The following is a 13,695-nucleotide window of genomic DNA, read 5'->3' as shown; positions in this document are numbered from 1 at the left end:
TTCCGGAATTAAGGCCAAAAAAATACCAATTGTCCAGCCGAAATTAACTTCTGGCCCCGAGAAAATTCACCTAAAAATTTTATTGAACAAAATCAACATGATAAAAAGAGATGATTTTCGAACCATTTCCGCTTGGTAAATGGTATTTTTTTGGTATGGTATTAAAAAACATAAGGGAACTGCATATCCGGAGGTCCGATGACGGAACTTGCAATCGGCATAGATGGCGGTGGAACAAGCTGCCGGGCCGCAGTTGCGGACAGAATGGGCAATGTCATCGGCCGCGGCAAGGCAGGCCCTGCCAATATCCTTTCCGATCTGGAAAACTCTCTCGTCAATATCGTCCAATGTGCGCAGGCGGCTCTGCGCGATGCGGGATTCGAAGGTGAAACCGTTTCCACGGTCTCCGTGGTGATCGGCCTGGCCGGCGCCAATGTCGGCGATTACGGCAAACGTATCGAAAAGGCCCTGCCCTTCAGAAACAGGCAGGTCGTCACCGATGCGCGGATTTCGCTGCAGGGCGCCTTGGGTGACGCCGATGGCATTGTCGGCGCGCTCGGCACCGGTTCCGTCTACAATGCCCGCCGGGACGGCAGACTGCACGGCATCGGCGGCTGGGGTTCGATCGTCGGCGATCAGGCAAGCGGCGCCCGCCTCGGCCGCGACCTCCTGGAAAAGTCGCTGCTTGCCCATGACAAGGTCCGCCCCGCCTCGGCGCTGACGGATAGGCTCATGGCCGAATACGGCAACGATCCCGAGCGCGTCGTCGAATTCGCCCATACGGCGCGTCCGGCGGACTTCGCTCGCTACGCGCCCATGGTTTTCGAAAGTGCTGCGGCTGGCGATGCGACCGCACTCGGAATCGTCAGGGATGCCGCCTGCGCGATCGAAGAAAGTCTCGACGCGCTGTTTTGGCCGGAATGCCCGTCCATCTGCCTGCTTGGCGGGCTCGCCAGGGCCTATCGTCCCTGGATCGCGGAGCGGCACAAGGCGCTGCTTGCCGAACCCAAGGCCGATGCGCTGCAGGGTGCGGTCGATCTCGCCGTCAAGCTCGTGAACGGACGGACGGGAGGCGCGGCATGACCGACGATCTCGCCACCATCCTCTCGCCCGAGCGCCTGCAGGCCGGCGGCACCGGCCCGCTCTACGTCAAGCTGCGCCGCACGCTGGAAGATGCCGTGCGCACCGGCACGCTCGCCCATGGCGATGCCCTGCCCCCGGAACGCGACATTGCCGAGTTCGCCGCCGTCAGCCGCGTCACCGTGCGCAAGGCGATCGACGAGCTTGTGGCCGACGGGCTCTTGGTGCGACGCCACGGCTCCGGCACATTCGTCGCCAAACCGGTTTCCAGGGTCGAGCAGCGCCTGTCGCAACTGACCTCGTTTACCGAGGACATGGCAAGGCGCGGCATGAGCGCCCGTTCCGAATGGCTGCACAAGGGCATCCACACGCCCTCCCCGGACGAGATGATGATCCTTGGCCTGGGGACCGACATCAAGGTCTCGCGCCTCTCACGCCTGCGCATCGCCGACGACGAACCGCTGGCGATCGAGCATGCGAGCGTGTCGGGCGAATTCCTGCCGGACCCCTCCGCCGTCACCAATTCGCTCTATGCCGAACTGGAACGTCGCGGCGTGCGCCCCGTGCGCGCCGTCCAGAGGATATCCGCAACCAACATGAAGGAAGCCGACGCCCACCTGCTTGGCGTGCCCGTCGGCCAGGCCGGGCTCTCCATCGAGCGTATTTCCTATCTCGGCTCCGGCCGCGCGGTGGAATTCACCCGTTCGCTCTATCGCGGCGACGCCTATGACTTCGTTGCCGAACTGACGATCGGGGCGACTTGATTGTTCATCAGTAACATCTATTGCTACAATCCGGGCCCGAGCTTATTATCCGGAGGCGGATATGGTAAGCATCGCATTGAGTGAACGCTACGAACAGTTCATCAAGAAGCAGCTCGAATCTGGGCGCTACAATAATGCCAGCGAAGTCGTACGAGCGGGCCTTCGTATGCTTGAAGACTACGAAGATGCACGGGAACATTGGCTGCGCAATGAGATCGTCCCGCGCATGGACGATCTGAAGCAGAAGCCTGAAAAAGCCGTTCCACTGGAGACGGTCTTTGAAGAATTAGAGATCCGACATAAAACGCGCGTTGCGAAGGATCAATGATACCTGAATATCGCGTCGTCTTTCATCCCGAGGCGCAACGCGAACTCGCGGAGCTTTATGACTATATCGCAGAGCAAGCCGGCCCCGTTATCGCCTGGGACTTCATTTCCGGCATCCGGACATTCTGCCTTGAACTTCACACCTTTCCAAAACGCGGCACCGAACGCACGGAGCTTCGGGAGGGTCTGCGCATAATCGGATATGGAAGCCGTGTCAGCATCGCCTTTCAGGTGAATGACGACAGGGTTATGATCCTTGGCGTTTTCTACGGCGGCCGTCAGATTACGACGGACATGGCAATAGGAAATAATCTTTTATTTCAAAAGGATAAAGCCGGGACGCGAAACACGTCCCGGCTTTATCATTCATTGAATCAATCACTAAGTCTGCAGCTCCAAACGATGGAAAAGACTTAAGTTTCAGGCCGCGTCTTCGATATCCTCGTCGGCTTTGCGCGGCACATAGTTGAGCACCGGCCCGAGCCAGCGCTCGACTTCGGAAATCTCCATGCCCTTGCGCTTGGCATAGTCCTCCACCTGGTCGCGCTCCACCTTGGCAACGCCGAAATAGTAGGAGTCGGGGTGGCCGATATAGATGCCGGAGACCGACGAGCCGGGCCACATCGCGTAGCTCTCCGTCAGCTTCACGCCGGCGGTATTTTCCGCGTCGAGAAGGCCGAAAAGCGTCTTCTTCTCGGTATGGTCGGGCTGCGCCGGATAGCCGGGCGCCGGGCGGATGCCGGCATAGGCCTCGGTGATGAGCTCCTCGTTGGACAGGTGCTCGTCCTTGGCGTAACCCCAATATTCGCGGCGCACGCGCTCATGCATGCGCTCGGCGAAAGCTTCGGCGAAGCGGTCGGCAAGCGCCTTGACGAGGATCGAGGAATAGTCGTCGTTCGAGCGCTCGAAACGCTCGGCGATGGCGATCTCCTCGAAACCGGCCGTGACGACGAAACCGCCGACATAATCCTGCACGCCGCTGTCGACAGGGGCCACGAAGTCCGACAGCGCCACATTCGGGCGGCCGTCGCGCTTGGAAAGCTGCTGGCGCAGCGTGTAGAAGGTCGCCAACTCCTCCTTGCGCGCATCGTCCTTGAACAGGCGGATATCGTCGCCGACGGTACCGGCCGGCCAGAAGCCGATGACGGCGCGCGGGCGGAACCACTTTTCGTCGATGATCTTCTTCAGCATCGCCTGGGCGTCGGCCCAGAGCGCGCGGGCGGCTTCGCCCTGCTTCTCGTCTTCGAGGATCGCCGGGTAGCGGCCGCGCAGTTCCCAGGTCTGGAAGAACGGCGTCCAGTCGATGTACTTGGCAAGCTCGGCCAGATCGTAATCTTCGAATACCTTGGTTCCGAGGAAGCTCGGCCTGGTCGGCGTGTAGGCCGCCCAGTCGACCTTCTGTGCATTCTCGCGGGCGCGGGCGAGCGGCAGGCGCACCTTCTCGGCTTCGCTGCGCGCATGTGCGGCAGCGACCTTGGCATATTCGGCCCTGATATCGTCGATATAGGTCTGGCGGCCCTCCGGCGACAGCAGCGCGGACACGACGCCGACGGCGCGGCTGGCATCGGTCACATAAACCGTCTGGCCCTTGCTGTAGCCCGGATGGATCTTGACGGCCGTATGCACGCGGCTGGTCGTCGCCCCGCCGATCAGCAGCGGAAGGTCGAGGCCCTGCCGCTCCATTTCGGCCGCCACATGCACCATCTCGTCAAGCGACGGCGTAATGAGGCCCGAAAGGCCGATGACATCAACCTTTTCGGCAACCGCCGTTTCGAGGATCTTGGTGGCCGGCACCATGACGCCGAGATCGATGATCTCGTAATTGTTGCAGGCAAGCACGACGCCGACGATGTTCTTGCCGATATCGTGCACGTCGCCCTTGACGGTCGCCATCAGGATCTTGCCGGCAGCCTTGCGTTCCTCGCCGCCATTCTGCCGCTTCTCCTCTTCCATGTAGGGAAGAAGAACGGCCACGGCCTGCTTCATGACGCGGGCGGATTTGACCACCTGCGGCAGGAACATCTTGCCCGAGCCGAAAAGGTCGCCGACCACGTTCATGCCGGCCATCAGCGGGCCTTCGATGACATGCAGCGGGCGCGCGGCCTGCTGGCGGGCTTCCTCGGTATCGGCTTCGATATATTCGGTAATGCCGTTGACCAGCGCATGTTCGAGACGCTTCTCGACGCTCCATTCGCGCCAGGAAAGATCCTGCGCCTTGGCTTCCTTGCCGCCGGCGCCGCGGAAGCGCTCTGCAACCTCGAGCAGCCGCTCGGTCGCGTCGGAGCGGCGGTTCAGCACCACGTCTTCGCAGGCCTCGCGCAGATCCGGATCGATCTGGTCGTAGACCGCCAGCTGGCCGGCATTGACAATGCCCATGTCCATGCCCGCCTGAATGGCGTGGTAGAGGAATACGGCATGCATCGCCTCGCGCACCGGCTCGTTGCCGCGGAAGGAGAAGGAGAGGTTCGATACGCCGCCCGAAATATGGACGAGCGGCATGGTCTTGCGGATCGTGCGCGTCGCCTCGATGAAATCGACGCCGTAATTGTTGTGCTCTTCGATACCGGTCGCCACCGCGAAAATGTTCGGGTCGAAGATAATGTCTTCGGGCGGGAAGCCGACCTTTTCCGTCAGCAGCTTGTAGGCGCGGGTGCAGATCTCCACCTTGCGCTCGTAGCTGTCGGCCTGCCCCGTCTCGTCGAAGGCCATGACGACGACGGCAGCGCCGTAGTTGCGCAGCAGGCGGGCCTGGGCGAGGAAATTCTCCTCCCCTTCCTTCAGCGAGATCGAGTTGACGATCGGCTTGCCCTGTACGCGTTTCAGGCCGGCTTCGATGATCGAGAATTTCGAACTGTCGATCATCACGGGCACGCGGGCGATATCGGGCTCGGCGGCGATCAGGTTCAGGAACTCGACCATCGCCTTTTCGGAATCGATCAGGCCCTCGTCCATGTTGATGTCGATCACCTGCGCGCCGTTCTCGACCTGATCGCGGGCCACATCGAGCGCTGCCGTGAAATCGGCATTGGTGATGAGCTTGCGGAAACGCGCCGAGCCGGTGACGTTGGTGCGCTCGCCGACATTGACGAAGGGAATGTCCTTGGTGAGCTGGAAGGGCTCGAGGCCCGACAGCGACATCTGCGGCTTGTGTTCCGGGATCGGGCGCGGCTTGTACTTGGAAACGGCCTCGGCGATCGCGCGGATATGCTCCGGCGTCGAACCGCAGCAGCCGCCGACAATATTGACGAGGCCATCGCGGGCAAAGCCCTCGATCTGTGCCGACATGGATTCCGGCGTTTCGTCATACTGGCCGAATTCGTTCGGCAGGCCGGCATTCGGATAGGCGCAGACGAAAGTGTCGGCGACTCCCGAAAGCTCCTGCAGATGCGGGCGCATCGCATTGGCGCCGAGGGCGCAGTTGAGGCCGATCGTGAAAGGGTTGGCGTGGCGCACGGAATTCCAGAAAGCGCTCGGCGTCTGGCCGGAAAGCGTACGGCCCGAAAGGTCGGTGATCGTGCCCGAGATCATCACCGGCAGGCGGATGCCCTTGGCCTCGAAACGCTCCTCGCAGGCGAAGATCGCAGCCTTGGCGTTCAGCGTATCGAAGATCGTCTCGATCAGGATGATATCGGCGCCGCCGTCGATCAGGCCGTCGATCTGCTCGGCATAGGCTTCGCGCAGGTCGTCGAAGGTGACGGCGCGGAAGCCCGGATTGTTGACATCGGGCGAGATCGAGGCCGTGCGGTTGGTCGGGCCGATGGCGCCGGCAACGAAGCGGCGCTTGCCGTCCTCGCGCTCGGCGCGCTGGGCGGCGCGGCGCACGATCTCGGCACCTTCCTTGTTCAGCGCATAGACCTCGCCTTCCATCTGGTAATCGGCCTGCGCGATGCGGGTCGAGGAGAAGGTGTTGGTTTCGAGGATATCGGCGCCGGCCTTGGCGTATTTATAGTGGATTTCCTCGATCGCGTCCGGCTGCGACAGGATCAGGAGGTCGTTATTGCCCTTCTGGTGGCAGGCGCAACCGATGAAGCGGTCGCCGCGAAAATGGTCTTCATCGAAGCCCAGGCCCTGGATCTGCGTACCCATGGCGCCGTCAAGAACGAGAATGCGTTCGCTGGCGGCCTGTCTCAGCGCCGCAAACACTTCACTGCCATCACGCTTGCCCCCTTCGGGACCAAAAAGACTATCGAACACGGGAAGGCTCCTTGACATCATAAGATCGGAAACGACAAATCACATAAAGATATCTTTATGTCAACATATGCCGATCGGTTTAGGCCATTGCAAGCCTTGGCGGATGACAGACTCGCCCGACCTCTATATAGGCCTTTTCCTAAAGGCACTGTGCACGAATTCGGAGGAGTATCATGGCACCTGCACTCGGCAACTGGTCCACCCGCGCCTATCATCGCGGCTGGCTGCTCTCGCAGGCCAACGGCCTCTTCGATTTCTTCCAGCACAATTCCATCAACCCGAGGGGCGGTTTCTACGATCTCGACGATGCCGGCAAGCCGCTCGATGCCCATGGCCAGGTGCGGCCGCTCCATATTGCCTCGCGCGCCGTCCATTGTTTCTCGATCGGCACGCTGCTTGGCCGTCCGGGTGCCGCCGATGTCGTCGACCACGGCATGAACTATATCTGGAACCATCACCGCGACCGCAAGAACGGCGGTTATTTCTGGTCGCTGGACAATGACGGCCCCGTCGATTCCAACAAGCAGGGCTACGGCCATGCCTTCGTGCTGCTCGCCGCATCCTCGGCGAAAACAATTGGTCATCCGCTGGCAGATGGCATGCTGGCCGACATTACCGAAGTCCTGAACACGAAATTCTGGGAGGCCAGGCACGGCGCGATTGCGGAAGAATTCACCGCCGACTGGCAGCCGCTCGACGGCGGCACCTATCGCGGCCAGAATTCCAACATGCATCTGACCGAAGCGCTGATGGCCGCCTTTGAAGCGACCGGCGACCGGGACTATCTCACCAAGGCCGAAAGCATCGCCGATCTCGTCATCCGCCGTTCGGCCGGCTCGGTCGGCTGGCGCGTCGCCGAACATTTCGATGCAGAATGGAAGCTCGACAAGGACTATTACCATCCGAACGAAATGTTCCGCCCCGCCGGCACGACGCCGGGCCACTGGCTGGAATGGACCCGGCTGATCCTGCAGCTCTGGGCGCTCGGCGGCAAGAAGATCGAATGGATGCCGGATGCTGCCAAGGCCCTCTTCGAGCAATCGATGCTGCTCGGCTGGGACAAGAACAAGGGCGGCTTCTTCTACACGCTCGACTGGGCCGACAAGCCGGCCAAGCGCAACAAGCTCTGGTGGCCGGCCTGCGAGGGTGCGGCCGCCGCGCACTTCCTCAACGAGCACCTGCCGAGCGACTATCACGAAGAATGCTACCGCAAGATCTGGAACGTGATCGAGCGCGCCTTTATCGACCACGCGAACGGCGGCTGGCACGAGGAACTGACGGAAGACCTCGTTCCCTCGCATTCGCTCTTCCCCGGCAAGGGCGATATCTACCACGCCCTGCAGGCCTGCCTCATCCCGCTCTTCCCGGCAACGGGCAGCCTGACCAAGGGCATCCTCGAAGCCGGCGGCAAGCTCTGAGGCAAAAGCCTCAGTAGCCCGGCACCGGCGGCGCTGCGTTCGGGTTCTGCTGGAACCACTGCACTTCGGCGTTGGTATTGTCCAGTTCGTCCTGCACGTCCCGCTGTTCGCGGCGATTGCGGCGCAGATCGTCCTCGAGATCGTCCATCCGCCGGCGGATATCCCGCCGGTCGGCATCCGGAGCATCCTTGAGCTTGTGCGACAGGTCGTCGATATAGGCTTCCTTCGTGCCATAGTCGCCCTGCAGCGAATTCAGCCGGGATTGCAGCGAATGCTGGCGGTTTCCGAGCGTATAGCCACGCAGGAAACCGGGCGCCGTTTCGGCCGGGCAGACGTTGGAATAGCCGTGACCTGCCTGCCCGTGCATCAGGCCGCTCATCGGCGTGCAATAGCGCACGAGGCCGGCCTGGTAGCCCTGGTACCAGACGGTCTGGTCCGGAACGATCTTCACCCGCTCGCAGGACTTGGCATGCGCGGCAAAACGCTCCTGCGGCTCGTAGCCGGCAGCGCCGTCGGACTCACCGATCACCCGCCAGTCGGCGGCGACGCATTCTTCCTTCGAGAGCGTATTGCAGGAGGCGAGGAAAAGGCTGAAACCGATAGCGGCAAAGGCAAAGAGCAAACGTAACATGGTGTCCCGGCAGCAAGTCATAAAACCGGGCGCACCTTATCGTCACGAAATACAAGCGTCACCGGGAACGGATCGCGATCTTGCGGTTTTCGTGGCTTTTATTTGTCGAAAATGCGGCAGATCAGGCAAGCCGCAACGTATCGAGATCCTTCGCCAGCATCAGCGCAAGGGCCTCGACCGCGAGATTGTGGTCGTCCCGCTGCGGCAGGCCCGATACGGTAACGGCGCCGATACAGCCCGTACCCTTGACGTTGATCGGGAAGCTGCCGCCATGCGAGGCGTAGTCGGCGGGTGAAAGCCCGTTGTCCTCAACGGTCTTGCCCTCCTTCTGCAGCTTGAGGCCGGAAGCATAGCTGCTGCGGAAATAGCGGAAGACCATGTTGCGCTTGCGTCGCACCCAATTGACGTTGTCAGGCGTGACACCCGGCAATGCCGCGTAAAAGACCGGCATGGAATGAAGGGTGATATCGATCGCGATGCCGAGGCCGCGCTCGCTCGCCAGTTCCTGCAGCAGCTTGCCGAGCTGCCAGGCGGTTGTCAGATCGAAGGCATCGAAGCTCAGCGCCTTTTCCTGTTCCGCGATACGGATCAGATCGTCCTCGATCGACATGGCGCAGCTCTCCTCTCAGCGTGATGATCGGCTGTGACAATTCTCATGCGAGGGGAAAAAGTAAAGTCAAAACTTGGCGCTATGCACCGCTCAAAGTTTCGGCGTCAGCATCTCGAAACGGTCGCGGATGGTCGAGCAGGTATCGCCGCCGAGCCGCGCGATGGCATCGACCATGGCCGGATCCACATGCAGCCGCTCGGGATCGACCACCCCATCGCGGTAATGCGCATAGACGATCTCGCCCATGATGATCTGCCGCGATCTGCCGAGTTCGAGCGTCACATGCCGGCGGCATTCGAAGGCGGCGGGCGCCTCTTCGATCCAGGGCGAAGCGACCTTCACACCCGGCATCGCCGTCAGCCCGGCTTCCTTGAGTTCATCGACCCCGCGCGGATATTTGGCGCCGCAGATATGCATGGCCTCGGCAATCGCGAAGGAAACGATGTTGACGGTGAAGACCTCGGTCATGCGGATATTGTGGCCCGTATCCTTGAAGGACATGTCCGGATGGTTCTCGACACCGATGGCAAGGATCGGCGGATCGGCCGAAAGGCAGTTGAAGAAGGAGAACGGTGCGGCATTGCTGCGCCCGTCTTCATCCACCGTCGTCACCAGCGCGATCGGCCGCGGAATGATCGTGCCGATCATCAGCTTGTAGCGCTCACGCCCGGTCAGCGCGGTAAAATCGAAGGAAACGGCCATGCTCAGCCGGCCGCCCGCATCGGCGCAAAGCCGCTCATGGCCCCGGCAAAGGGCTTCGGCAGCGGCGAGGCATAGGAGCCGCGCTTGCTGGTGGAAAGGCCGAGCGAAACCAGCGCTTCCGCCTGCTTGACGGCGGCGGCGACCCCGTCGATGACGGGCACGCCGTAGAATTCCTGCAGCTCGCGCGCCAGATCGGTCATGCCGGCACAGCCGAGCACGATGGCTTCGGCACCGTCCTCCGAAAGCGCTCTCTCGATTTCCGCTTTCAGCTTGCCGATCGCTCCAGATGCGGCGTCCTCCAGTTCCAGCACCGGAATGTCCGATGCCCGCACCTTCGCCCGCCCGCCCATGCCATAGCGGCGCACGAGATTGTCGATCAGCACCCGGGAGCGTTCCAGCGTGGTCACGACCGTGAAGCGCTGGGCAAGAAAGCCGGCGGTGGCGACGGCGGATTCGCAGAGGCCAAGAACCGGAACATCGGCAAAGGCGCGCGCCGCATCGAGCCCGGTATCGTCGAAACAGGCGATGACAGCCGCGTCATAACCTGCCTCCTGCCGCTCCTTCAGCTCCGTCAGCAGGCCGGGAATGGCGAGCGCCCCGTCATAATGCCCCTCGATGGAGACCGGGCCCATGCGCGAGGTCGCGGCGATGATCTCGGTGCCGCCAGCCGCGACCGCGCGGGCCGCACCTGCCGCCTTCTCGGTCATCGAGGCAGTTGTATTGGGATTGACGATCAATATGCGCATGTCAGCGTGTCTTTGCCTGCGGCCGGCCGAGCATCGTCATGATGCCGAGCGCGACGAGAATGATGGTGAAGGAGAAGAGCGTCGTGACCGTGCCGAGCGCATAGAGCACCGGCGTCGTGACATTCGTGGTCATGCCGTAGATTTCGAGCGGCAGCGTATTGTAGGTGCCAGACGTCATCAGCGTGCGGGCGAATTCGTCATAGGAGAGCGTGAAGCCGAACAGGCCGACGCCGATGAGACTTGGCGCGATCATCGGCAGAACGACATGGCGGAAGGTCTGCCACGAGGTTGCGCCCAGATCGCGCGCGGCCTCCTCATATGCCGGCGAAAAACGGTTGAAGACGGCAAACATGATCAGCACGCCGAAAGGCAGCGTCCAGGTCAGATGCGCCCCGAAGGCGGAGGAATACCAGGCGGGCCTGAGCCCGCCCTGCTGGAAGACGACGCCGATGCCGAGCGAGATGATGATCGACGGCACGACGAGGCTTGCGACCGTCGCGTAAAACAAGACCGACGAGCCGCGGAAGCGCCGGCGGAAGGCAAGCCCCGCCATCAGCGAAACGACGACGGTGACAACCATCACCATCAGGCCGAGGATGAAGGAGCGCTGGAAGGAGGCGCCGAAATCGCCGACCGCCTGTTTCTCGAACAGATTGAAGAACCAGTGCAGCGAGACACCGTTCAGCGGAAAGGTCAGGCCGCCATCCGGCCCCTGGAAGGAGAGGATGACGATCGCCGAGAGCGGCCCGTAGAGAAAGAGCACGAAGATGGCGAAGAAGGCGGCAAGCACGTAGAATTCGAGGGAGCGTTTTTCGCGGTTCATCCTAAAGCTCCTTGCGGATATCGACGACGCGCAGGATCGCCGCGACCATCATCAGCACGACGACCAGGAGCACGACCGCATTGGCGGCCGCTGCCGGATATTGCAGGAGCGACATCTGGTTCTTCATCATCAGCGCCACCGAAGCGCTCTGCCCACCGGACATGACCTGCACGGTGGAGAAATCGGCCATGACGAGGGTGACGACGAAGATCGTGCCGATCGCCATGCCGGGCTTGGCAAGCGGAATGACGACGTTCCACAACACCTGCCAGCCGGAGGCGCCGGCATCGCGCGCCGCCTCGAACAGCGAGCGATCGATGCGCATCAGCGTGTTGAAGATCGGCGTCACCATGAACAGCGTGTAGAGATGCACCATGGCGAGAACCACGGCGAAATCCGAATAGAGCAGCCATTCCACCGGCTGCGGCACGATGCCCATCTCAACCAGCGCCGAATTGACGAGGCCGTTGCGCCCGAGCACCGGGATCCACGAGATCATGCGGATGATGTTCGATGTCATGAAGGGCACGGTGCAGACGAGAAAGAGGATCATCTGCGTCGAGGTCTTGCGGATATGGAAGGCCAGGAAATAGGCGACCCAGAAGCCGATGAAGAGCGTCAGCGCCCAGACGACGACGGTGAATTTCAAGGTATTGAGATAGGTCTTCCATGTGACCCATGAACCGAGCGTTTCGGTATAGTTCATGGTCAGGAAATCGGGATAGATGCCGGCGAAATCATAGTCCCAGAAGCTGACGACCGCGATCATGGCGATCGGCAGGATGAAGAAGAAGCCGAGAATGGCAATCAGCGGCATGGCCTGCAGATAGGAAATCGCAGATGGCGCAAGCCGGAAGGCGCGCTTGCGCGTCTCCGCCGCCGGTATCGTCTGCTCTGAAGCGATCGTGGCCATTCTTCCCCCTTCGGAAATCTGTCCTTGTCCGAACAGGGAGGGATCGAAAGCCCCCTCCCCAACCCTCCCCACAAGGGGGAGGGAGTTTTCTGCCGCACCCTCGCCGGACTCCCTCCCCCTTGTGGGGAGGGTTGGGGAGGGGAAAGCGGCAAACGCCGAACTGGCTTAAGCCGCGATGAACTCGTTCCAGCGGCGAACCATGTAACGGTCTTCGTCCATGACGGAGTTCCAGCAGGCGATATGGCCGATACGATCCTCGAAGGAGCCGCCGTCGCGAACGGCGCCGGCCTTCTCCATGATCTTGCCTTCCGGCGAGAGGATATCGCCCTGTGCCGGCTTGCCTTCCATCCAGTAGCCCCATTCGTCGGCGGTCATGAAACCCTTGGCGGTTTCGAGGCAGGCCGAATAGTAGCCCTGGCGGTTGAGATAGGCGCCGACCCAGCCGGACGTGTACCAGTTGATATATTCATAGGCTGCATCGAGCTGCGCGCCCTTCAGATGCGCGGCAAGGCCGAGACCGCCGCCCCATGCGCGATAGCCTTCCTTGAGCGGCTGGAAGGTGCAGGCGATACCCTTCGAGCGGACGGCGGCAACGGCCGGCGACCACATGGACTGGATGACCACTTCGCCCGAGGCCATCAGGTTGACCGACTCGTCGAAGCTCTTCCAGAAGGCGCGGAACTGGCCGTCGCCCTTGGTCTTGATCAGGAATTCGATCGTCTTGTCGATCTCTTCCTTGGTCATGTTGCCCTTGTCGGCATATTTGATCTTGCCGGAAGCTTCGGCAATCATCGCCGCATCCATGATGCCGATCGACGGCACGTTGATGATCGCCGTCTTGCCCTTGTAGGCCGGATCGAGAATATCGGCCCAGGAGGTGATTTCGCGACCGGTCAGGTCAGGACGAATGCCGAGCGTATCGGCATTGTAGATGGTCGGCATCATCGTGAACCACTGGGTCGGTTCCTTGGCGAACGTCTTGGAGTCCTGCGCCTCGACGAAGCCGACCGTGTGCGGCGCCGTGCCCTGCGCGATCGTGCTGTCGGCCTTCAGCTTGCCGGTGGTGAAGATCGGCACGACCTTGTCGAAATATTTGAGCTTCTTGACGTCCATCGGCTGCAGCACGCCGGTCGGGAACACCTTCTTGCAGATCCAGTATTCGATATCGGCGATATCGTAGCTGTCCGGCTGGGTCACGGCGCGCTGGGCGGCGGCATCGGAATCGGTCGCCGTCATTTCCAGCGTGATGCCGAGATCGGCTTTGCACTTTTCGGCGATCGCATTGATGTTCGAAACACCCGTGCCGAACTGGCGAAGCGTGATGTTGGACTGCGCCCAGATGGTCGGGAAGCCGGTAATGGCGCCCGAGCCGGCAATGGCGCCGACGGCGGCGGCACCGGTCTTGAGAAGCGAGCGGCGGGAAATTCCCTTCTCCGCCTTGGTGGTCTTCGTTTCAGTCGTCATGGCAGTTCCCCTTTTCTTGATAT

The 13,695-nt window shown here is 61.5% G+C and carries 13 protein-coding genes; 5 read left to right on the top strand and 8 right to left on the bottom strand.

What is annotated here, in order from left to right; translation table 11 throughout:
* The first annotated feature begins 198 nt into the window (after nt 1-198).
* From ACFPWW_RS04140 to ACFPWW_RS04125, 4 genes are all read left to right on the top strand, one after another.
* Entirely contained in the window at nt 199-1,083 is an 885-nt protein-coding gene (locus tag ACFPWW_RS04140; protein WP_377310559.1) for a BadF/BadG/BcrA/BcrD ATPase family protein, read from the top strand.
* Entirely contained in the window at nt 1,080-1,844 is a 765-nt protein-coding gene (locus tag ACFPWW_RS04135) for a GntR family transcriptional regulator (RefSeq protein ID WP_112564665.1), read from the top strand. Before ACFPWW_RS04140 ends, ACFPWW_RS04135 begins: the two co-directional genes overlap by 4 nt.
* 61 nt (nt 1,845-1,905) lie before the next feature.
* The gene (locus ACFPWW_RS04130) at nt 1,906-2,172 is read left to right on the top strand and encodes a type II toxin-antitoxin system ParD family antitoxin (RefSeq protein WP_112757415.1); all 267 of its coding nucleotides are present in this window, start codon (nt 1,906-1,908) and stop codon (nt 2,170-2,172) included.
* Nucleotides 2,169-2,588 (top strand): type II toxin-antitoxin system RelE/ParE family toxin, encoded by a 420-nt coding sequence (locus ACFPWW_RS04125; RefSeq protein WP_377310556.1) that lies wholly within the window; start codon nt 2,169-2,171, stop codon nt 2,586-2,588. Before ACFPWW_RS04130 ends, ACFPWW_RS04125 begins: the two co-directional genes overlap by 4 nt.
* A gap of 3 nt (nt 2,589-2,591) precedes the next feature.
* On the opposite strand, the gene metH is transcribed toward ACFPWW_RS04125, so the two are convergent.
* Nucleotides 2,592-6,365: a methionine synthase gene (gene metH / locus ACFPWW_RS04120; RefSeq protein WP_112757419.1), complete on the bottom strand. Its 3,774-nt coding sequence runs from the start codon at nt 6,363-6,365 to the stop codon at nt 2,592-2,594.
* Between the two features lie 173 nt (nt 6,366-6,538).
* Between metH and ACFPWW_RS04115 the strand changes: the two genes are divergently transcribed.
* Complete coding sequence (locus ACFPWW_RS04115; RefSeq protein ID WP_377310554.1) at nt 6,539-7,783, top strand: AGE family epimerase/isomerase; 1,245 nt, start codon at nt 6,539-6,541, stop codon at nt 7,781-7,783.
* 10 nt (nt 7,784-7,793) lie between these two features.
* Here ACFPWW_RS04115 and ACFPWW_RS04110 read toward each other — a convergent pair whose 3' ends face one another.
* From ACFPWW_RS04110 to ACFPWW_RS04080, 7 genes are all read right to left on the bottom strand, one after another.
* Complete coding sequence (locus ACFPWW_RS04110) at nt 7,794-8,414, bottom strand: DUF2799 domain-containing protein (protein ID WP_112564658.1); 621 nt, start codon at nt 8,412-8,414, stop codon at nt 7,794-7,796.
* Between the two features lie 121 nt (nt 8,415-8,535).
* The gene (locus ACFPWW_RS04105) at nt 8,536-9,024 is read right to left on the bottom strand and encodes a heme-degrading domain-containing protein (RefSeq protein WP_112757423.1); all 489 of its coding nucleotides are present in this window, start codon (nt 9,022-9,024) and stop codon (nt 8,536-8,538) included.
* A gap of 90 nt (nt 9,025-9,114) precedes the next feature.
* Entirely contained in the window at nt 9,115-9,726 is a 612-nt protein-coding gene (locus tag ACFPWW_RS04100) for a flavin reductase family protein (protein WP_112757425.1), read from the bottom strand.
* 2 nt (nt 9,727-9,728) lie between these two features.
* A complete protein-coding gene (locus tag ACFPWW_RS04095; RefSeq protein ID WP_112757427.1) occupies nt 9,729-10,472 on the bottom strand; it encodes an aspartate/glutamate racemase family protein in 744 nt (247 codons plus the stop codon).
* Between the two features lies 1 nt (nt 10,473).
* A complete protein-coding gene (locus ACFPWW_RS04090) occupies nt 10,474-11,295 on the bottom strand; it encodes an ABC transporter permease (RefSeq protein ID WP_377310550.1) in 822 nt (273 codons plus the stop codon).
* Between the two features lies 1 nt (nt 11,296).
* Nucleotides 11,297-12,208, bottom strand: a complete 912-nt coding sequence (locus tag ACFPWW_RS04085; protein WP_377310548.1) for an ABC transporter permease — start codon at nt 12,206-12,208, stop codon at nt 11,297-11,299.
* Nucleotides 12,209-12,373: 165 nt separating this feature from the next.
* A complete protein-coding gene (locus tag ACFPWW_RS04080; RefSeq protein ID WP_112756732.1) occupies nt 12,374-13,672 on the bottom strand; it encodes an ABC transporter substrate-binding protein in 1,299 nt (432 codons plus the stop codon).
* Nucleotides 13,673-13,695: the final 23 nt, after the last annotated feature.

Origin of the sequence: Rhizobium sp. GCM10022189, from assembly GCF_042656325.1 — a bacterium.
GTDB lineage: Bacteria > Pseudomonadota > Alphaproteobacteria > Rhizobiales > Rhizobiaceae > Rhizobium.
Note: the sequence above shows the minus strand (reverse complement) of the source record. Positions and strands in the feature narration are given on the sequence as shown.

Coding starts and splice junctions, on each gene's coding strand:
- ACFPWW_RS04140 (WP_377310559.1), top strand. CDS start 199: ATGACGGAACTTGCAATCGGCATAGATGGCGGTGGAACAAGCTGCCGG.
- ACFPWW_RS04135 (WP_112564665.1), top strand. CDS start 1,080: ATGACCGACGATCTCGCCACCATCCTCTCGCCCGAGCGCCTGCAGGCC.
- ACFPWW_RS04130 (WP_112757415.1), top strand. CDS start 1,906: ATGGTAAGCATCGCATTGAGTGAACGCTACGAACAGTTCATCAAGAAG.
- ACFPWW_RS04125 (WP_377310556.1), top strand. CDS start 2,169: ATGATACCTGAATATCGCGTCGTCTTTCATCCCGAGGCGCAACGCGAA.
- ACFPWW_RS04115 (WP_377310554.1), top strand. CDS start 6,539: ATGGCACCTGCACTCGGCAACTGGTCCACCCGCGCCTATCATCGCGGC.
- ACFPWW_RS04110 (WP_112564658.1), bottom strand. CDS start 8,414: ATGTTACGTTTGCTCTTTGCCTTTGCCGCTATCGGTTTCAGCCTTTTC.
- ACFPWW_RS04105 (WP_112757423.1), bottom strand. CDS start 9,024: ATGTCGATCGAGGACGATCTGATCCGTATCGCGGAACAGGAAAAGGCG.
- ACFPWW_RS04100 (WP_112757425.1), bottom strand. CDS start 9,726: ATGGCCGTTTCCTTCGATTTTACCGCGCTGACCGGGCGTGAGCGCTAC.
- ACFPWW_RS04095 (WP_112757427.1), bottom strand. CDS start 10,472: ATGCGCATATTGATCGTCAATCCCAATACAACTGCCTCGATGACCGAG.
- ACFPWW_RS04090 (WP_377310550.1), bottom strand. CDS start 11,295: ATGAACCGCGAAAAACGCTCCCTCGAATTCTACGTGCTTGCCGCCTTC.
- ACFPWW_RS04085 (WP_377310548.1), bottom strand. CDS start 12,208: ATGGCCACGATCGCTTCAGAGCAGACGATACCGGCGGCGGAGACGCGC.
- ACFPWW_RS04080 (WP_112756732.1), bottom strand. CDS start 13,672: ATGACGACTGAAACGAAGACCACCAAGGCGGAGAAGGGAATTTCCCGC.